Here is a 17,945-nt window from a genome sequence, read left to right as displayed (position 1 = left end):
CCCCCGTGACCCCCGTGGTCCCCCGCTGTTCCCCCGTACCCCCAGACCTCAGGCGACCAGCTCGCCGAAGGACTCCTCCTCGTCACGGCCGAAGCTCAGGACGTCGTCCTCGCGCAGCCGGCGCAGGGAGCGCCAGATGCTCGACTTCACCGTGCCGACACTGATGTCGAGAATCTCCGCGATCTCCGGGTCCGTACGACCCTCGTAGTAGCGCAGGACCAGCATGGTGCGCTGGAGTTCGGGCAGCCGGGCCAGCGCCTGCCACAGCACGGCGCGCAGCTCGGTGCCGCGCATCGCGTCCGTGTCACCGGCCGTCTCCGGCAGCTCCTCGGTCGGGTACTCGTTCAGCTTGCGGCGCCGCCAGGCGCTGATGTGCAGGTTGGTCATGGTGCGGCGGAGATAGCCCCCCACCGCGGCCTTGTCGCTGATCCGGTCCCAGGCCTTGTACGTCGAGAAGAGGGCGCTCTGCAGCAGATCCTCCGCCTCGAAGCGGTCACCGGTCAGGTGGTACGCGGTCGCGTACAGGGAGGCGCGGCGCTCCTGGACGTAGGCGGTGAACTCCGCTTCCGACCTGGCACGACGCTCCCCCGAGGCCTCCCCGTACGCGGCTCCCCCGTGAGCTCCCCCGTTGGTGCTTCCCCCCGCATGTGCGTCAACCACCGTCATGTACGCGGCGTGCTGACGCCCGGTGCCGCGAGCGCACCCCCGCCCGCTCACGGCACCGGACTTCTCGTGCTGACCGGTGCCCCGCACGTCGTGCAGACGCGTGACAACTGCGCTTGTCGTGGTGCTGTGCAGCATGTTCATCTCGCGCCCCCCGTCGGTGGAGTGGGTCTCGGTCCTTGCTGTGACGAAAACTCTGCCGGGGCGACTTCATGGCGGTGTCCGCCGACTGTCACAGACCTGTCACAGGGGTCCGGCACACGGGCGTGCCGGGGCGCTGTCAAAGATCCTTCACAGGAGTTCGAGGTACGGCGTGTGGACGGGAGCGTCGCAACTGTCGAAACCCCACCGTGTGATGAGTCAGAATGAGCCGTGCCTTCCCTGTTGCTGATCGAGGACGACGACGCCATCCGTACGGCCCTGGAGCTGTCGCTGACGCGCCAGGGGCACCGTGTGGCCACCGCTGCCACCGGCGAGGACGGTCTGAAGCTGCTGCGCGAACAGCGTCCGGACCTGATCGTGCTGGACGTGATGCTGCCCGGCATCGACGGGTTCGAGGTGTGCCGGCGCATCCGGCGCACCGACCAGCTGCCGATCATCCTGCTGACCGCGCGCAGCGACGACATCGACGTGGTCGTCGGGCTCGAGTCCGGCGCCGACGACTATGTCGTCAAGCCCGTGCAGGGCCGGGTGCTGGACGCGCGGATCCGTGCCGTGCTGCGCCGCGGCGAGCGGGAGGCGAACGACTCGGCAACGTTCGGGAGCGTGGTCATCGACCGTGCGGCGATGACCGTCACCAAGAACGGCGAGGATCTCCAGCTCACGCCGACCGAGCTGCGTCTGCTGCTGGAGCTGAGCCGCAGGCCGGGCCAGGCGCTGTCGCGCCAGCAGCTGCTGCGCCTCGTCTGGGAGCACGACTATCTCGGCGACTCCCGGCTCGTCGACGCCTGTGTGCAGCGGCTGCGCGCCAAGGTCGAGGACGTGCCGTCCTCGCCGACGCTGATCCGCACGGTGCGTGGCGTGGGCTACCGGCTGGACACGCCCTCGTGAGAGACGGCCGTGACGCCAGCTTCGTCCAACCGCTGCTCCTGCACTTCGACCACTCCTGTTACGCCGGCCACTTCAGCCCCCTGAAGCACAGCGCAACAGGTGGTTCTTTCGGCCGTGTTCCGGCAGAGAATGGAAGAGTGACCATGCAGGCAGGGGCGGCGACACCCGCGCTGCGGCGCGCGGGCGCGGAAGTGAGCGGTCGGGCACGGTGACGAAACCGCACGACAAGCTCCGCGGCTGGGCCGCGGCGCGCAAGGCGATCCTCTCGACGCTGCGCTTCACGAGTCTGCGCCTGCGCCTGGTCCTCGTGTTCGCCCTCGTCGCCCTGACCGCCGCCGTGTCGGCGAGCGGCATAGCGTACTGGCTCAACCGCGAGGCGGTGCTCACCCGCGCGCAGGACGCCGCGCTGAACGACTTCCAGCAGGAGATGCAGAACCGCGCGGGCGCGCTGCCGGCCCGTCCGACGCAGGAGGAACTGCAGCGCGCCGCAGGTCAGATGGCCGCCAGCGGCCAGCACTTCAGCGTGCTGCTGATCGCCGAGGACGAGCACGGCGACACCGTCGTCGGCAACTCCGACCTGGGCACCTTCACGCTGTCCGACGTACCGAAGTCGCTGCGCGACGCGGTGGACGAGAAACAAGAGATCACCGAGGGCAACAAGTACCCGTACCACCTGTACTGGCAGCGGATCGTCGACGACGGCACGCCGTACCTCGTGGGCGGCGCCACGATGATCGGGGGCGGGCCCACCGGTTACATGCTCAAGTCCCTGGAGCCGGAGGCCAAGGACCTCAACTCGCTGGCCTGGTCGCTGGGGATCGCCACCGGGCTCGCGCTGATCGGCTCCGCGCTGCTCGCGCAGGCCGCCGCGACGACCGTCCTCAAGCCCGTGCACCGGCTCGGGGTCGCCGCGCGCAGGCTCGGCGAGGGCAAGCTGGACACCCGGCTGCGGGTGTCCGGGACGGACGAGCTCGCCGATCTGTCGCGTACGTTCAACCGGACCGCGGAGGCGCTGGAGCAGCGCGTCGCGGAGATGACCGCGCGCGACGAGGCGTCGCGGCGGTTCGTCGCCGACATGTCGCACGAGCTGCGTACGCCGCTGACCGCGATCACCGCCGTGACCGAGGTCCTCGAGGAGGAGCTGGACGCCGAGACCGGCAGCGTCGATCCGATGATCGAGCCCGCGGTACGGCTGGTCGTCAGTGAGACGCGGCGGCTGAACGACCTCGTGGAGAACCTGATGGAGGTCACCCGCTTCGACGCGGGCACGGCCCGGCTGGTCCTCGACAACGTGGACATCGCCGACCAGATCACCGCCTGCATCGACGCGCGCGCCTGGCTCGACGCCGTCGAACTCGACGCCGAGCGCGGCATCATGGCCCGGATCGATCCGCGGCGCCTCGACGTGATCCTCGCGAACCTCATCGGGAACGCGCTCAAGCACGGCGGTTCGCCTGTGCGGGTAGCCGTGCGGACCGAGGGCCCTGACGGCCAGGTGATGGCCATCGAGGTGCGCGACCACGGGCCCGGCATCCCCGAGGATGTGCTGCCGCACGTCTTCGACCGCTTCTACAAGGCGAGCGCCTCCCGGCCGCGGTCCGAGGGCAGCGGGCTCGGGCTGTCCATCGCGCTGGAGAACGCCCATATCCACGGGGGCGACATCACCGCGGCGAACTCGCCCGACGGCGGGGCGGTGTTCACGTTCCGGGTGCCGCGGGATGCCTCAGGGGTGGCGGAACTCGAGCGGGAACGCGAACAGGAGCGGGAGCGGGGCGACGGATCGTCGTCCCAGGAGTGCGACGGAGGTGAGCGGTGAACGTACGGCGTCTGCGGGGTGCGGTGGCCGTTCCGCTGCTCGGCGTGGTGCTGGCCTCGGTGCTCTCCGGGTGCGGGATCCGGCCGACCGAGGTGCCGACCGACTTCGGTGCGGCACCGTCGCGGGTGCCGTGCGCCCTGGGCGGGGACGAGATCGGCACGCAGTCGGCGCGGGGCGTCTCCGTGCAGGTCTTCCTCGTGTGCGCGTCGCAGCTGGTGCCGGTCGACCGGACCGTGCAGCTCTCCGGGAACGTGGCGACGGACCGGGTACGGGTGGCGCAGGCGCTGCTCGACAAGCTGGCGGAGACGCCGTCGGCGCCGGAGAAGCAGGCGGGGTACACGACCGCTGTGCGTGGTGGCATGACGGTGTCCGGGCCGCGGGGAGGCGATCCGGAGGACACGTTGCGGCTGAGCAGCCCGCCGGCGGATCTGTCGGCGTACGCGCTCGCGCAGATCGTCTGCACGTACGCGGATTCCGCTGCCGCGGACGAGCACGGGGCGGTGGTGCTGGGAGGGCCCGGCGACGGGCCTGCGCGACGCTACGAGTGCACATCGGACGTCCGCACCCGTCCGGGCACGGCGCTTCCGTCCTCTGAGGCGGTTTCCGGGTCCTGAGCGACGGCGGGTGCCCTCGCGTCGCACCTGTGCCCCCTGGGGCGTACAAAAGGGCGCGAGCCCCCGCCGGAGGCGTACGTACCGCCGAATGAGGCATACCGCGGAACCGCGGCGCGAGCCCCGGCGTCATTGGGGGCGTGCGTCAAGGATCGGGCGACGGCAACGTCGCGTTCCGCGTTCGTGCGGCAGGAGGCGTCCTCCTCGTCGCACACCTCCTCCTCGTCGGATGGCTCACGCTGCGCCCCCTGAACGTCCCGTGGGTGAGCGCGGCGAATCTGCATCCCTTCGCCGGTATCCGAGCCGACCTGGCGCTCGGCCCGTTACAGGCCGCCCGCCGCATCGGCGAGGGTCTGCTGCTGCTCGCCCCGCTGGGCGTAATCCTGCCGATGGCCGGTGGAAAACTGTCCGCGTCGCCGCTGGGCTCCCTGGCCCGTACGGTCGCGGCCGGCGCGCTCCTGTCGCTGAGCATCGAACTGCTGCAGACCGGTGTACCGGGCCAGATCGTGGACGTCGACTCGCTGCTGCTGAACACCGTGGGCGTGGCGCTCGCGCATGTCGCCGTCGTGCCCGCCGCCCGGGGCCGGCTCCGCCGTAGGGCCGAGCGCACCCCCGCACCCAGGGAGGACGCCCCTCAGGGAACGACCCCGATGATTACCAGGGTCGGCCTCGCACCGAAGAGCGACGCTCTGCCCGTTTCGCGTCCGTAGCGTGGAAGGCAGATGAGGCAACCGCCTCCACGGTTCGCGAAGGAGCCCACGATGAGCCGCCTTGCCCGCCCCACCAACGGACGGATGATCGGCGGAGTGTGCGCAGCGCTGGCACGGCGCTTCGGCACCTCCGCGACCACGATGCGAGTGATCTTCGTACTCTCGTGCCTGCTGCCCGGCCCCCAGTTCCTGCTCTACATCGCGCTGTGGATCCTGTTCCCCAGCGAGGAGAGCGCCCGCCAGGCCTGGTAGGCGGCCCAGACAGCACGACGGGGTGCACCGAACATGTCGGTGCACCCCGTCGGTGTGTCCGGGTCAGCCGAGGCCCAGGGAGTTGTGCAGCGGCAGCTCCGGCGTGTGGAGGCCCTGCGTGCCGAGCTCCTGCGTGTGGAAGTTCTGCGGCGGCAGGCCGCCCAGGAGGCCGCTCACCCGGGTGTTGTCGAGCGGGGCCGGCAGCGTTGACGCCGCCACCTGGCCGGTGGCGGTCCCGACCGTGTACTGCGCCTCGTCGAGGGATTCGGGGCTGACCTTGGCGGGCAGCGTCCGCGCGGCCTCGCCGAGGTCCGTGGCGACTCCGGGGGCGGCGTTGGCCGCACCGGCGCCCGCGGCAGCGAAGGCGGCACCGAGCGCGGCGACGCCGAGGGTCTTGGCGGCAGACTGCTTCATCTTCACGTCCTCGTGACGGGGGCTTTGGATCTCAGAAACGTAACGACCGTTTCGTGTCCCCCGCAAACACCGGGTTTTCTCAAGAATTCGTCACGCCCAGGCCTCCGGCGGGTTGGCCGTCAGGCCCTTTTTTGCACAGAAGCGCTGGTCGACGCCGTCTGCTTGAACAGCCATTCGGACCTCAGCTCGGCATATCCCGGCTTGATCACGTCATTGATCATCGCCAGTCGTTCGTCGAAAGGAATGAATGCTGATTTCATCGCATTGACGGTGAACCACTGGATGTCGTCGAGCGTGTATCCGAAAGCCTCGGTCAGCAGCTCGAATTCACGGCTCATGCTGGTGCCGCTCATGAGGCGGTTGTCGGTGTTGACGGTGGCCCGGAAGTGCAGCCGGCGCAGCAGGCCGATGGGGTGCTCGGCATACGAGGACGCCGCGCCCGTCTGGAGGTTGGAGGTGGGGCACATCTCCAGCGGGATGCGCTTGTCCCGTACGTACGCGGCCAGCCGCCCGAGCTGCACCGAGCCGTCGTCCGCGACCTTGATGTCGTCGATGATGCGCACGCCGTGGCCGAGCCGGTCGGCACCGCACCACTGCAGCGCCTGCCAGATCGACGGGAGACCGAAGGCCTCGCCCGCGTGGATCGTGAAGTGGTTGTTCTCGCGCTTGAGGTACTCGAAGGCGTCGAGGTGCCGGGTGGGCGGGTAGCCGGCCTCGGCGCCCGCGATGTCGAAGCCGACGACGCCGGCATCCCGGTAGCGGTTGGCGAGTTCGGCGATCTCCAGGGCGCGGGCGGCGTGCCGCATCGCGGTGAGGAGGGCGCCGACGCGGATGCGGTGACCGTTCTCGCGGGCGATGCGCTCGCCCTCACGGAAGCCCTCGTTGACCGCCTCTACGACCTCTTCGAGCGTGAGGCCCTTTTCGAGGTGCTGCTCGGGGGCGTACCGGATCTCGGCGTAGACGACGCCGTCCTCGGCCAGGTCCTCGGCGCACTCGGCGGCGACGCGCTTCAGCGCCTCCTTGGTCTGCATGACGGCGCAGGTGTGCGCGAAGGTCTCCAGATAGCGCTCCAGCGAACCGGAGTCGGCCGCCTCCCGGAACCAGATGCCGAGCTTGTCCGGGTCGGTCTCGGGGAGGTGGTCGTAGCCCTGGGCACGGGCGAGTTCGACGACGGTGCCGGGGCGCAGGCCACCGTCGAGGTGGTCGTGGAGCAGCACCTTCGGGGCGCGGCGGATCTGATCCGGAGTCGGCATTTCGCGGGTCTGGCTTGTCATTTCCGCACTCTAACTCCTACGCGCGTAGATCTCTTGTCTCCAAGGATCGTCGATACGTAACGGTGACCCATCGGACAGGTGGAGTACACCAGTGCTTCTGACACTGTTCTGTCATGGCACAGCAAGCGACGTCGGCTCAGACGCCGAGGCTGGGAAAGGCGATCGGCCCGGAGCCGACCGCCGTGGGCGGTGTGGTGCTCCTGCTGCCCGGGGGTGACGAGGTCTCCGTGCGCCGTCCGTCCCCGCTCGCCGCGTCGTCGGCACGCGCCCTGGGGCGGCGTCTCGCACGCGACGGGCGTGAGCAGGGGCTTGCGGCGCATGTGGTCCGTTACCGGTACCGCGGCTGGAACGGAAGCGAGGCGCATCTCGCGCGCGACGCCTCATGGGCTGTGCAGGAGGTCGTACGGCGCTACGGCGACGTGCCCGTCTGCCTCGCCGGCGTGGACATGGGCGGCCGTGCCGCCCTGCACGCCGGCGGGCACGAAGCGGTCGACTCCGTGCTGGCGGTCGCGCCCTGGCTGCCCGAGGACGACGTGGCCGTGGCTCCCGAACCCGTGAAGCAGCTGGCGGGGCGGCGCGTGATGATCGTGCACGGGACCAACGACGAGCGTACGGACCCCGAGTTGTCGTTTCGGCTGGCGGCCCGGGTGAAGAAGACCAATCCCGGGATCTGCCGGTTCGAGGTGCACTCCGACGGGCACGGGCTGCATCAGTACTGGGCCGAAGTCCTCGCTCTCGCCTCGGACTTCGTGCTCGGCACGCTCTTCGGGCGCGACTTCTCGCGCCCGGTCGCGGACGCGCTGGCGGCTCCGCCGCCGCTGGGGTTGCGGATGCCGTTGGCGGCGGGGTTCGGGTCGGCGGGACGCCGCCGCTGAGTGCCACCTGCCGGTGGGTGGTTGGGTACGAACGCGGCCGCGGGTCGTCATGGGCTGGTACGCCACCTGCCGGTGGCTGGGTCGGTTGCGCCTGGCGGTGGGCAACCGCACCTCACCGTTGTGGGCAGGCGTTCCGCATGGCTGGGGGCACCTCCCAGCGGTAGCTGGGGGAGGGTGGGCACAACCCACGACGGCGGGTGCCGTGAAACGTGGGGCGCCCGGGCGGGGTGGGCGCAACCACCATGACGGGCGCCGGGAGACAGTGGTCCCACCCGGACTACGGGACCGCTCAGTCCGGCAGAAGGTGCCCCCGCCGCGACAGCAGGAATCGCTTGAAGGCCGCCACCGGTGGGGTGTCGGGGATGCCCGCCCGCCACGCCACCCCGATCTCGCGGGCCGCCCGCGGCGCAGTGACCGTGAGCTCGGCGACCCCGGGCCGCGCCACGGCCGGCGGCGGCAGCAGCGCCACACCGAGCCCGGCGGCGACCATGCCGCGCAGGGTCTCGGCCTCCTCCCCCTCGAAGGCGATACGGGGACGGAACCCGGCCTGCCGGCACAGGTCGTCGGTGATCCGGCGCAACCCGTACCCGGGTTCGAGGGTCACGAAGGTCTCGTCGGCCGCCTCGGCCAGCCGGACGCGCTTGCGGGAGGCGAGCCGGTGGTCGTCGGGCACGACCAGCCGCAGCCGCTGCTCGTCGAGGCGGCGCGCGACCAGGTCGGGCGCGTCGGGGACCGGCGAGGTCAGACAGAGGTCCAACTCCCCCGACCGCAGCCGCTCGATCATCGCCTCGCCGTAGTTCTGGACGAGACTGAACCGCACCCGCGGATGGTCGACGCGGAACGCGCGGATGAGCTCGGGCACGGTCTCGGAGCCCATCGTGTGCAGGAAGCCGAAGGCCACCTTGCCCGACGCGGGGTCGACGTCCGCCCGTACCTCCTCGGCGGCGCGTTCGATCTCGGCGAGCGCCCGCTCCACCGAGGTGAGGAAGGTGCGGCCCGCGGGCGTCAGCGAGACCGTGCGTCCGTGACGGGCGAACAGGTCGACGCCCAGGTCCTGTTCGAGGCGTACGAGGGCCCGGGACAGGGTCGACTGCGGCACCTGCATCTCCTGCGCGGCCCGCGTGACGTGCTCGGTGCGGGCGACCCCTGCGAAGTAGGCGAGACGCGGCGCGAGTATCGCCGCAATGTCTTCCGTGTCACTGGACGGTGACAGTCGCGGCTGTGACCTCTGCTCATGCTGCATGGGATCGATTATGGCGATTCCATGCATTGGACGCATGAATGCAGGTGATCGTAGGTTCGAGGCATGCCTCCTGCCAGTACCAAGGCGTCCACCACCATGGACGCCCGCCCCGACGCCTCTGCTCCCGACTCCCGTATGGCCCCGGGCGGTCCCGGTTACCGCCGGATGAGCTTCGCCCTGTTCCTGGCGGGCGTCGCCACGTTCGCCGTCCTCTACTCCACGCAGGCCCTGCTCCCGCTGGTCTCCGCCGACTTCGGCGTGAGCGCGTCCACGGCGAGCTGGACCGTGTCGGCGGCGACGGGTGGGCTGGCGCTGTGCGTACTGCCGATGTCCGCGCTCTCCGAGCGGTTCGGGCGGCGGACCATGATGACGGCGTCCCTCACGGTCGCGGTGGCGGTGGCTGTGCTGGTGCCGTTCGCCCCGTCGGTCGGCGCGCTGATCGCGCTGCGCGCGGTGCAGGGCGCAGCCCTCGCCGGGGTTCCGGCGTCCGCGACGGCGTACCTCGCGGAGGAGGTGCGCCCCAGGGCGCTGGTCACCGCGATCGGGCTGTTCGTCGCGGGCAACAGCGTCGGCGGGATGAGCGGCCGGGTCATCACCGGCTGGGTCGCGCAGGAGTGGGGCTGGCGTGTGGCCGTGGGTGTGGTCGGCCTGATCGCCGTGGTGTGCGCGGCACTGTTCCGCGTACTGCTGCCGGTGCCGCGCCACTTCACGCCCGGCACGCTGAACCCGAAGGCGCTGGGCCGCACGGTCCGCGGTCACCTGTCCGATCCGCTGCTGCGCCGCCTGTACGCGATCGGCGGGCTGTTCATGACGGTGTTCGGCGGCGTCTACACGGTGATCGGCTACCGGCTGACGGATGCGCCGTTCTCGCTTCCGCAGGGCATCATCGGCTCGATCTTCCTGGTCTATCTCGTCGGTACGGTGTCGGCGTCGGCGGCCGGGAAGCTGGTGGCGCGGCTCGGGCGGCGCGGGGCGCTGTACCTGGGGGGCGGTACGACGGCCGCGGGCCTGGTGCTGTCGCTCGCCGACACGCTGCCGCTGGTCCTGCTGGGCCTGGTCCTGATCACCGCAGGCTTCTTCGCGGGCCACGCGGTCGCGTCCTCGGCGGTGAGCCACACGGCGACCCGGGGCCGGGCGCAGGCCTCGGCGCTGTACCAGTCCTCGTACTACGTGGGCTCCAGCGCGGGCAGCACGCTGGGCGCGGTCGCCTTCCACGCCGGCGGCTGGTTCGGGACCGTGGCGCTCGGACTCCTCGCCGTGGCAGGCGTCGTGACGATCACGGCGGCCGGAACTCGGGCGGCTCGGGCGCAGGCCCGGCTGGTGGCGGTGCCCGTACGGCACTGAGGCCGCCGGTCACGGCTCGTTCCGCACACGACACCCCGCGCACCCGCCGACTGGCGGTGCGCGGGGTGTCGCGCGAGTATGCGGTGCGCGTGGACGCCGGACGGCGCCTGTTCGGCCCCTACGCGCGGAAAACGGCAGGTCCGGGACGATTGTCAGTGGGGTCCTGTAGCTTCCGGACTGCTGCGCCGCACAGGGCGACGGAGAGGCCACAGAGGTGCGTTCCATGAGTGACAGCACAGCGACGACGACGGATCTGGACGCCCGGCTGGAGAAGCACCGGGTCGAGCTGACGGGGTATTGCTACCGCATGCTCGGTTCCTCCTTCGAGGCCGAGGACGCCGTGCAGGACACGATGGTGCGCGCCTGGCGGAGCCACGACCGGTTCGAGGGCCGCTCGTCACTGCGCTCGTGGCTGTACCGCATCGCGACGAACGTGTGCCTGGACATGCTGAACGCGGGCAACCGCCGGGCCCGCCCCATGGACCTCACCGAGGCCACGCCGCTGGCGCAGGCGGCGCTCAATCCCCGTCCGGACCACACCTGGCTGGAGCCGATGCCGGACGGGCGCGTGCTGCCCGAGGTGAGCGACCCCGCGGAGGCCGCGGTGGCAAAGGAGTCGGTGCGCCTCGCGTTCATGGCGGCCCTGCAGCAACTGCCGCCGAAGCAGCGGGCGGTGCTGATCCTGCGGGAGGTGCTGGCGTGGAAGGCCAGTGAGGTCGCCGAGTTGCTCGGCACCTCGGTCGCCTCGGTCAACAGCGCGCTGCAGCGGGCGCGGGCGACGCTGGCCGAGAGCGGCGGCTCCCTGGACACGGCGACCGCCGACCCGCTGGACGAGGAGCAGCAAAGGCTCCTGGACCGCTATGTGGCGGCCTTCGAGGGGTACGACATGGCGGCGCTGACGGCGCTGCTGCACGAGGACGCGGTGATGACGATGCCGCCGTTCGACCTGTGGCTGCGCGGGTCGGCGGACATCACCGGCTTCATGACGACGCTGGGCGCGGCCTGCGAGGGCTCCCGGCTGCTTCCGGTCGTCGCCAATGGCACCCCGGCGTTCGCGCAGTACAAGCCTGATCCGGACGGCAAGGGCTTCGTGCCCTGGTCGGTGCAGGTCATAGAGGTGTCAGAGGGCCGGATCACCGGGTTCCACTGCTTCCTGGACACGGCGCGGTGGTTCCCGCTGTTCGGAGTGCCGCTCCATCTCGAGCCCTAGCCCGACGAGTTGGAGCAGTTCGCGTAGCTGCGGGGCCGGGTTGCGTACCCGGATCCGGCCGCCCGCGCGGCGCGCGGCCAGCTCAAGGCGGGCCAGCAGGTCGACGGCGGCGAGCCCGGGAGCGGCCAGCGCCGCGGCGTCGCACACGACGACGTCCGCGCCGGTGGCCAGCAGCTGCGCTCGTACGTCCGCGCACAGCCGGTCCGCCTCGGCGCGGTCGATGGCGCCGGGCAGGACCAGGGGTGGGGGTGTCGGAGCGTCCACGGTCGGTAGACCGGGCGTGAGCGGAGAAGTCATCGCGTGCCGCGACGCGGACGCTGTGGGATGGGCTCTCCGGCTCAGGCGATGCGTTCCAGCACGATCGGCGACGGCGTGAAGGCCGTGTCGGGCGCCGCGATGTCGTATGCACCCTCCAGCGACTCGAGCGCGTACTCGAAGCGCTCCGGCGTGTCCGTGTGGAGGGTGAGGAGGGGCTGGCCGGCGGTGACCGTGTCGCCCGGCTTGGCGTGGAGTTCGATGCCTGCCGCGGCCTGGACCGGGTCCTCCTTGCGGGCGCGCCCCGCGCCGAGGCGCCAGGCGGCCACGCCGACGCCGTACGCGTCGAGGCGGGTCAGTACGCCGGAGGACGGCGCCGTCACGACGTGCTGCTCGCGGGATGTGGGCAGCGGTGCGTCCGGGTCGCCGCCCTGTGCGGCGATCATGCGGCGCCATACGTCCATGGCGGAGCCGTCCGCCAGGGCCTTCGCCGGATCGGCCTCCGGCAGCCCGGCCGCGTCCAGCATTTCGCGGGCCAGGGCGAGGGTCAGTTCGACGACGTCCGCGGGGCCGCCGCCCGCCAGGACCTCCACCGACTCGCGGACCTCGAGGGCGTTGCCGGCGGTCAGGCCGAGCGGGGTGGCCATGTCGGTGAGCAGCGCGACCGTCTTCACGCCGTGGTCGGTGCCCAGCCCGACCATGGTGGAGGCGAGTTCGCGGGCGTCCTCGATCGTCTTCATGAAGGCGCCCGTGCCGACCTTCACGTCGAGGACCAGCGAGCCGGTGCCCTCCGCGATCTTCTTCGACATGATCGAGGAGGCGATCAGCGGGATCGCCTCGACCGTTCCGGTCACATCCCGCAGGGCGTACAGCTTCTTGTCGGCGGGGGCCAGGCCGTCGCCCGCCGCGCAGATCACCGCGCCGGTCGTGTCGAGGACGTGCAGCATCTCCTCGTTGGAGAGCAGGGCGCGCCAGCCCGGGATGGACTCCAGCTTGTCGAGCGTGCCGCCGGTGTGGCCGAGGCCGCGGCCGGAGAGCTGCGGGACGGCGGCGCCGCAGGCGGCCACCAGGGGCGCGAGAGGCAGCGTGATCTTGTCGCCCACGCCGCCCGTGGAGTGCTTGTCCGCCGTGGGGCGGGTGAGCGTGGAGAAGTCCATGCGCTCGCCGGAGGCGATCATGGCGGCGGTCCAGCGGGCGATCTCGCGGCGGTTCATGCCGTTGAGGAGGATGGCCATCGCCAGGGCGGACATCTGCTCGTCGGCGACCTCGCCGCGGGTGTAGGCGTCGATGACCCAGTCGATCTGGGGGTCTGTGAGTTCGCCGCGGTCGCGCTTGGTGCGGATGACGGAGATGGCGTCCATGGGGTTCCTTCCGGGTTTTCCGGTGGTGCGGTGGGTGGGTGGCCGTTTTTCTCCCCCACCCCGCCCCCTGGACCCCCGTTTGTCGGCGGCTTCGCCGCCTCGTCCTCAAGCTCCCCCAGCTGACGCTGGGAGGTGCCCCCGGACGGGCTGAATTTTTCAGCCCGTCCGGCGCTTGAGGACGAGCCCGAAGGGCGATCCGGGGTCTGGGGCGGAGCCCCAGTTTCGGGAAGGGGCGGGGTAGGGGAAGAAAAACCGCCCTACAGCAGCCGCTCCGGCCCGAACGCCTGCGGCAGCACCGCCGACAGAGGCAGCACCCCCTGCGGCGTCTCCAGCAGCAGCCCGGGCCCGCCGAACTCGAACAGCAGCTGGCGGCAGCGCCCGCACGGCATCAGGATGTCGCCCTTGCCGTCCACGCAGGTGAAGTGCGTCAGCCGGCCGCCGCCGGTCAGCTGCAGCTGCGAGACGAGCCCGCACTCGGCGCACAGCCCGAGCCCGTACGAGGCGTTCTCGACGTTGCAGCCGGTCACGGTCCGGCCGTCGTCGGCCAGGGCCGCGGCGCCGACGGGGAAGCCGGAGTAGGGGGCGTAGGCGCGGGACATGGCGTCCCGAGCGGCCTCCCGCAGGGCCTCCCAGTCGACTTCGGCGTCACGGGCGACGCCGTCCGCGGAGCTCACTTGCCCTGACCCTTCCGGTACGGCAGGCCGTCCGCCTTCGGCATCCGCAGGCGCTGCGCCGACAGGGCGAGCACGAGCAGCGTGATGACGTACGGCGTGGCGGAGACGACCTGGTTGGGCACCTCGTTGGTGACGGAGTACCAAGTGAACATCAGGACGCCGACGACCAGGGTGATCACGGCCGGGACGTACTTCTTCCGGATCAGCAGCCAGACCGCGCCGACCACCAGCAGGATGGCGCCGAGCAGCAGCAGCGCGTGGACGTTCTCGGAGCCGCCGCGCAGGTTGAGGCTGTCGGTGTAGCCGAAGAGGCCCGCGCCGAGGGCGAGTCCGCCGGGCATCCAGTTGCCGAAGATCATCGCGGCGAGACCGATGTAGCCGCGGCCGCTGGTCTGGCCCTCCAGGTAGAAGGGGTTGGCGACGATGGAGAGGAAGACGCCGCCGAGTCCGGCGAGGCCGCCGGAAATGATCACGGCCAGGTACTTGTACTTGTAGACGTTGACGCCGAGGGACTCGGCCGCGACCGGGTTCTCGCCGCAGGACCGCAGGCGCAGACCGAAGGCGGTGCGCCACAGGATCCACCAGGAGGCGGGGATGAGCGCGACGGCGATCAGGGTGAGCCAGGAGACATTGGTGACCAGGCCGCCGAGGAGTCCCGCGATGTCGGAGACGAAGAACCAGCCCTTGGCGTTCAGTTCTTGAAGCGCGTCGGAGAGTCCTGGCACCGTGAAGTCGCCGAGGGAGGTGACCGGCGGGGACTGCTTGGCCGAGCCGCCCTGGACGCCCTCGAAGGCGAGCGGGGCGAGGTAGCGGGTGGCGCCGAGCGCCAGGATGTTGATGGCCACACCGGAGACGATGTGGTTGACGTTGAAGGTGACGGTGACGAACGCGTGCAGCAGGCCGCCGAGCGCGCCGCCGAGGATGCCGACGAGCACGCCGGTCCACGGGCCCCACTGGTAGCCGGCCCAGGCACCGAACCAGGTGCCGAGGATCATCATGCCTTCGAGGCCGATGTTGACGACTCCCGCGCGCTCGGCCCACAGGCCGCCGAGACCGGCCAGGCCGATCGGTACGGCCAGCTGGAGCGCGGTGGACATCTGGCTGACGTTGGTGATGCCGTCGGCGCCGGTGATGATGCGGACGATCGAGGTCAGCGCGAGGGCGCCCGCGATGACCAGCAGCAGGACGGGGAGTGAGAGTCTGCGGCCGGCCGGTGCGGCGGACTGCAGCGAGGGCTGGTTGACAGCGGTTGCCGTGGTCATCGGCCAGCCACCTCCTTCTCGGTGTTGTTGTCGGCGGTGGCGCCGAGGACGTGGCCCGCGGCGAGCTCCGCGCCGACGCGGCGCTGCTGGCGGCGCAGGCCCCAGGTGCGTACGGCCTCGTACGAGACGACGACCGCGAGCACGATCAGGCCCTGCATGATGACCGCGATCTCCTTGTCGTAGGGCACCGCGGCGAATTCGAGCTCCGGGGATGCCTTGTCGAGCCAGGCGATCAGGAGGGCGGCGAAGGCGATGCCGACCGGGTTGTTGCGGCCGAGCAGGGCGATGGTGATGCCCGTGAAGCCGAGGGTGGTCGGGAAGGTCGCGCTGTAGGTGTGCGAGGCGCCGAGCAGGATCGGCAGGCCCGCGAGGCCGGCCATGCCGCCGGAGACCAGCATGGCGGTCAGGACCATGCGCTTGGGGTCGACACCGCTGGCCGCCGCGGCGGTCTCCGAGGCGCCGGAGGCGCGCAGGTCGAAGCCGAAGCGGGTGCGGTTGAGGACGACCCAGTAGCCGATGCCGAGGAGGACCGCGACGATCGTGAAGCCGTAGATCTCGCCGGCCGGACCCATGTCGATGCCGGGCACCCAGCCGGACTTGGCCATCTGGCCGGTCGTGTTGTTGTTGCCGACCTTGACGCCGAACATGTTCGGCAGCCACAGGTAGGCGATGACGGAGCTCGCGATCGCGTTGAGCATGATCGTCGCGACGACCTCGCTGACTCCCCGGGTGACCTTCAGGACGCCGGCGATGCCCGACCAGAACGCGCCGGCGAGGACCGCGGTCAGGACGAGCAGCGGGAGCTGCAGGACCGCCGGCAGCGCGACGTGGGTGCCGACGATCGCGGCCGCCATGGCGGCGAGCTGGTACTGGCCGTCCACGCCGATGTTGAACAGGTTCATCCGGAAGCCGATGGCCACCGCGAGCGCCGCCAGGTAGTACATCCCGGCCTGGTTGATGATCAGCACCTGGATGTCGGAGTACGTGGCCTGCTGGAACATCAGCAGGTACGGCTCGACCGGGTTCTTGCCCGAGGCGATCAGCACGACCGAGGTCAGGGCCACGGCGACGACGAGCGCGATGACCGGTCCGGCCACGGCGAGGAGCACCCGCTCCTTGTCGAACTTCTTCATCAGCGGGCCTCGTCTTCCGGGGCGTCTGCCGGGATATTCGCGGGAGCGTCTGCCGGGCTGTGCGCGGGAGCCTCTGCCGGGGTCTTGGCCAGGGCGGCCGCCGGGGCTTCTTCGTGTTCGAGGTGGCCGGAGGCGGCGCCGGTCATGGCCGAGCCGAGTTCCTCCGGGGTGATGGTGGCGGGGTCGGCGTCGGCGACGAGCCGGCCGTTGTAGATCACCCGGAGGGTGTCGGAGAGGCCGATCAGCTCGTCCAGGTCCGCGGAGATCAGCAGCACCGCGAGGCCTTCGCGGCGGGCCTGCCGTATCTGGTCCCAGATCTGGGCCTGCGCGCCGACGTCCACACCGCGGGTGGGGTGGGCGGCGATGAGGAAGCGCGGCTTGTGGCTCATCTCACGGCCGACGATCAGCTTCTGCTGGTTGCCGCCGGAGAGCGAGGCGGCGGTGACGTCGATGCCGGGGGTGCGGACGTCGTACTCCTCGACGATCCGGCGGGTGTCGGCCTGCGCGGCCTTCGGGTTCAGCCAGAAGCGCCACTTGCCGCGGGTGCTGGGCTCCTCGGTGACGTGGCCGAGGATCCGGTTCTCCCACAGGGGCGCTTCGAGAAGCAGGCCGTGGCGGTGGCGGTCCTCGGGGATGTAGCCCACGCCCTGCTCGCGGCGCTTGCGGGTGGGCCAGGCGGTGATCTCGTCCTCGGCCAGCGTGATGGTGCCGGAGTCGGCGTGCCTGAGGCCGATGAGCGCGTCGACCAGTTCGGTCTGGCCGTTGCCCTCCACTCCGGCCAGGCCCAGGACCTCTCCCGCGTGGATGGTGAAGCTGATGTCGTCGAGCAGCGCCTTGCCGCCGTCGGCGACCAGGCGCAGGTCCTCGACGGTGAGGACGGGGCGGTCGGTGACCGTCGACTCGCTGGTCTCGGGCGTGGGCAGCTCGCTGCCGACCATGAGCTCGGCGAGCTGGCGCGGGGTGGTCTCGGCGGGGACGGCGGTGCCGACGGTCGTACCGCGGCGGATGACCGTGATCTCGTCGGCGACCGACAGCACCTCGCCCAGCTTGTGGGAGATGAAGATGACCGACAGGCCCTCGGACTTCAGCTCGCGCAGGTTGGCGAAGAGGGCGTCGACCTCCTGCGGCACGAGGACCGCGGTGGGCTCGTCGAGGATCAGGGTGCGGGCGCCGCGGTAGAGGACCTTGAGGATCTCCACGCGCTGGCGGGCGGCGACACCGAGGTTCTCTACGACGACATCCGGGCGTACGTCGAGGCCGTACCGCTCGGATATCTCGAGTATCTTCCGGCGCGCCTTGCCCCCGATGCCGTACAGCTTCTCGCTGCCCAGGACCACGTTCTCCAGGACGGTGAGGTTGTCGGCGAGCATGAAGTGCTGGTGGACCATGCCGATGCCGCGGGCGATGGCGTCGGCGGGCGACGAGAAGGCGACCTGCTCGCCGTCGACCGAGATGGTGCCCTCGTCCGGCTTCTGCATGCCGTAGAGGATCTTCATCAGCGTCGACTTGCCGGCGCCGTTCTCGCCGACGAGGGCGTGGACGGTGCCCTTGCGGACGGTGAGGTGGATGTCATGGTTGGCCACGACGCCGGGGAATCGCTTCGTGATCCCGGCGAGTTCGACGGCGGTCACCTGACCGCCCGCCGCGCCGGCCGGAGGGCTGCTGGACGCGTTGATGACGCACTCTCCTGGGGAAGGGGGCCGTCTACGCGCCCCTACGGCATCGGAAGGGGCGATGCTCCGCGACAACGGGGTACGGGAAGCCTGGCTTCCCGCACCCCGTCGAGCGGACGTAACCC

The 17,945-nt window shown here is 70.9% G+C and carries 18 protein-coding genes; 8 read left to right on the top strand and 10 right to left on the bottom strand.

Annotated elements, in window-relative coordinates; translation table 11 throughout:
- Positions 1–48: 48 nt before the first annotated feature.
- Positions 49–807, bottom strand: coding sequence for a SigE family RNA polymerase sigma factor (locus tag ACWD4J_RS35295; RefSeq protein ID WP_451399580.1), 759 nt, complete (start codon positions 805–807; stop codon positions 49–51).
- Positions 808–1,035: 228 nt separating this feature from the next.
- Here ACWD4J_RS35295 and afsQ1 point away from each other — a divergent pair, with 228 nt between their 5' ends.
- The 5 genes from afsQ1 to ACWD4J_RS35270 all read left to right on the top strand — a co-directional run bounded on the left by afsQ1 (position 1,036) and on the right by ACWD4J_RS35270 (position 5,102).
- Entirely contained in the window at positions 1,036–1,713 is a 678-nt protein-coding gene (gene afsQ1, locus ACWD4J_RS35290; protein ID WP_451399579.1) for a two-component system response regulator AfsQ1, read from the top strand.
- A gap of 208 nt (positions 1,714–1,921) precedes the next feature.
- Complete coding sequence (locus ACWD4J_RS35285; protein ID WP_451399578.1) at positions 1,922–3,529, top strand: ATP-binding protein; 1,608 nt, start codon at positions 1,922–1,924, stop codon at positions 3,527–3,529.
- Positions 3,526–4,143: a hypothetical protein gene (locus ACWD4J_RS35280; RefSeq protein WP_451399577.1), complete on the top strand. Its 618-nt coding sequence runs from the start codon at positions 3,526–3,528 to the stop codon at positions 4,141–4,143. Before ACWD4J_RS35285 ends, ACWD4J_RS35280 begins: the two co-directional genes overlap by 4 nt.
- Positions 4,144–4,280: 137 nt before the next feature.
- Entirely contained in the window at positions 4,281–4,850 is a 570-nt protein-coding gene (locus ACWD4J_RS35275; RefSeq protein WP_451399576.1) for a VanZ family protein, read from the top strand.
- A 51-nt stretch (positions 4,851–4,901) separates the two neighbouring features.
- Entirely contained in the window at positions 4,902–5,102 is a 201-nt protein-coding gene (locus ACWD4J_RS35270; RefSeq protein ID WP_451399575.1) for a PspC domain-containing protein, read from the top strand.
- Between the two features lie 63 nt (positions 5,103–5,165).
- Here the strand turns inward: ACWD4J_RS35270 and ACWD4J_RS35265 are convergent, their stop codons facing one another.
- Together ACWD4J_RS35265 and ACWD4J_RS35260 are read right to left on the bottom strand one after the other, a co-directional pair.
- Positions 5,166–5,516: an ATP-binding protein gene (locus ACWD4J_RS35265; RefSeq protein WP_451399574.1), complete on the bottom strand. Its 351-nt coding sequence runs from the start codon at positions 5,514–5,516 to the stop codon at positions 5,166–5,168.
- Positions 5,517–5,635: 119 nt separating this feature from the next.
- Positions 5,636–6,790 (bottom strand): adenosine deaminase, encoded by a 1,155-nt coding sequence (locus tag ACWD4J_RS35260; RefSeq protein WP_451399573.1) that lies wholly within the window; start codon positions 6,788–6,790, stop codon positions 5,636–5,638.
- Between the two features lie 113 nt (positions 6,791–6,903).
- Here ACWD4J_RS35260 and ACWD4J_RS35255 point away from each other — a divergent pair, with 113 nt between their 5' ends.
- On the top strand, positions 6,904–7,665 hold the full coding sequence (locus ACWD4J_RS35255; RefSeq protein WP_451399572.1) for an alpha/beta hydrolase: 762 nt from the start codon (positions 6,904–6,906) through the stop codon (positions 7,663–7,665).
- A gap of 289 nt (positions 7,666–7,954) precedes the next feature.
- Here the strand turns inward: ACWD4J_RS35255 and ACWD4J_RS35250 are convergent, their stop codons facing one another.
- Complete coding sequence (locus tag ACWD4J_RS35250) at positions 7,955–8,908, bottom strand: LysR substrate-binding domain-containing protein (protein WP_451399571.1); 954 nt, start codon at positions 8,906–8,908, stop codon at positions 7,955–7,957.
- A gap of 63 nt (positions 8,909–8,971) precedes the next feature.
- On the opposite strand from ACWD4J_RS35250, the gene ACWD4J_RS35245 reads away from it, so the two are divergent.
- Positions 8,972–10,252, top strand: a complete 1,281-nt coding sequence (locus ACWD4J_RS35245) for an MFS transporter (RefSeq protein ID WP_451399570.1) — start codon at positions 8,972–8,974, stop codon at positions 10,250–10,252.
- 223 nt (positions 10,253–10,475) lie between these two features.
- Positions 10,476–11,462 (top strand): sigma-70 family RNA polymerase sigma factor, encoded by a 987-nt coding sequence (locus ACWD4J_RS35240; RefSeq protein ID WP_451399569.1) that lies wholly within the window; start codon positions 10,476–10,478, stop codon positions 11,460–11,462.
- Here ACWD4J_RS35240 and ACWD4J_RS35235 read toward each other — a convergent pair.
- The 6 genes from ACWD4J_RS35235 to ACWD4J_RS35210 all read right to left on the bottom strand — a co-directional run bounded on the left by ACWD4J_RS35235 (position 11,373) and on the right by ACWD4J_RS35210 (position 17,778).
- On the bottom strand, positions 11,373–11,759 hold the full coding sequence (locus ACWD4J_RS35235; protein ID WP_451399568.1) for an STAS domain-containing protein: 387 nt from the start codon (positions 11,757–11,759) through the stop codon (positions 11,373–11,375). The two genes, ACWD4J_RS35240 and ACWD4J_RS35235, sit on opposite strands and share 90 nt — an antisense overlap.
- A 41-nt stretch (positions 11,760–11,800) precedes the next feature.
- Positions 11,801–13,078: a thymidine phosphorylase gene (locus ACWD4J_RS35230; RefSeq protein WP_451399567.1), complete on the bottom strand. Its 1,278-nt coding sequence runs from the start codon at positions 13,076–13,078 to the stop codon at positions 11,801–11,803.
- A gap of 257 nt (positions 13,079–13,335) precedes the next feature.
- A complete protein-coding gene (locus ACWD4J_RS35225) occupies positions 13,336–13,752 on the bottom strand; it encodes a cytidine deaminase (protein ID WP_451399566.1) in 417 nt (138 codons plus the stop codon).
- Entirely contained in the window at positions 13,749–15,014 is a 1,266-nt protein-coding gene (locus ACWD4J_RS35220; RefSeq protein ID WP_451399565.1) for an ABC transporter permease, read from the bottom strand. Before ACWD4J_RS35220 ends, ACWD4J_RS35225 begins: the two co-directional genes overlap by 4 nt.
- Complete coding sequence (locus ACWD4J_RS35215) at positions 15,011–16,147, bottom strand: ABC transporter permease (protein WP_451399564.1); 1,137 nt, start codon at positions 16,145–16,147, stop codon at positions 15,011–15,013. Before ACWD4J_RS35215 ends, ACWD4J_RS35220 begins: the two co-directional genes overlap by 4 nt.
- Positions 16,147–17,778 carry an ABC transporter ATP-binding protein gene (locus tag ACWD4J_RS35210; protein ID WP_451399563.1) on the bottom strand — a complete coding sequence of 544 codons (1,632 nt, stop codon included), beginning with the start codon at positions 17,776–17,778 and terminating at the stop codon, positions 16,147–16,149. Before ACWD4J_RS35210 ends, ACWD4J_RS35215 begins: the two co-directional genes overlap by 1 nt.
- Between the last annotated feature and the right edge of the window lie 167 nt (positions 17,779–17,945).

This window comes from Streptomyces sp. NPDC002577 (genome assembly GCF_053594815.1).
This window is presented reverse-complemented; position numbering and strand designations above follow the sequence as displayed.

Coding starts and splice junctions, on each gene's coding strand:
- ACWD4J_RS35295 (WP_451399580.1), bottom strand. CDS start 807: ATGAACATGCTGCACAGCACCACGACAAGCGCAGTTGTCACGCGTCTG.
- ACWD4J_RS35270 (WP_451399575.1), top strand. CDS start 4,902: ATGAGCCGCCTTGCCCGCCCCACCAACGGACGGATGATCGGCGGAGTG.
- ACWD4J_RS35265 (WP_451399574.1), bottom strand. CDS start 5,516: ATGAAGCAGTCTGCCGCCAAGACCCTCGGCGTCGCCGCGCTCGGTGCC.
- ACWD4J_RS35260 (WP_451399573.1), bottom strand. CDS start 6,790: ATGACAAGCCAGACCCGCGAAATGCCGACTCCGGATCAGATCCGCCGC.
- ACWD4J_RS35255 (WP_451399572.1), top strand. CDS start 6,904: ATGGCACAGCAAGCGACGTCGGCTCAGACGCCGAGGCTGGGAAAGGCG.
- ACWD4J_RS35250 (WP_451399571.1), bottom strand. CDS start 8,908: ATGCAGCATGAGCAGAGGTCACAGCCGCGACTGTCACCGTCCAGTGAC.
- ACWD4J_RS35245 (WP_451399570.1), top strand. CDS start 8,972: ATGCCTCCTGCCAGTACCAAGGCGTCCACCACCATGGACGCCCGCCCC.
- ACWD4J_RS35240 (WP_451399569.1), top strand. CDS start 10,476: ATGAGTGACAGCACAGCGACGACGACGGATCTGGACGCCCGGCTGGAG.
- ACWD4J_RS35235 (WP_451399568.1), bottom strand. CDS start 11,759: ATGACTTCTCCGCTCACGCCCGGTCTACCGACCGTGGACGCTCCGACA.
- ACWD4J_RS35230 (WP_451399567.1), bottom strand. CDS start 13,078: ATGGACGCCATCTCCGTCATCCGCACCAAGCGCGACCGCGGCGAACTC.
- ACWD4J_RS35220 (WP_451399565.1), bottom strand. CDS start 15,014: ATGACCACGGCAACCGCTGTCAACCAGCCCTCGCTGCAGTCCGCCGCA.
- ACWD4J_RS35215 (WP_451399564.1), bottom strand. CDS start 16,147: ATGAAGAAGTTCGACAAGGAGCGGGTGCTCCTCGCCGTGGCCGGACCG.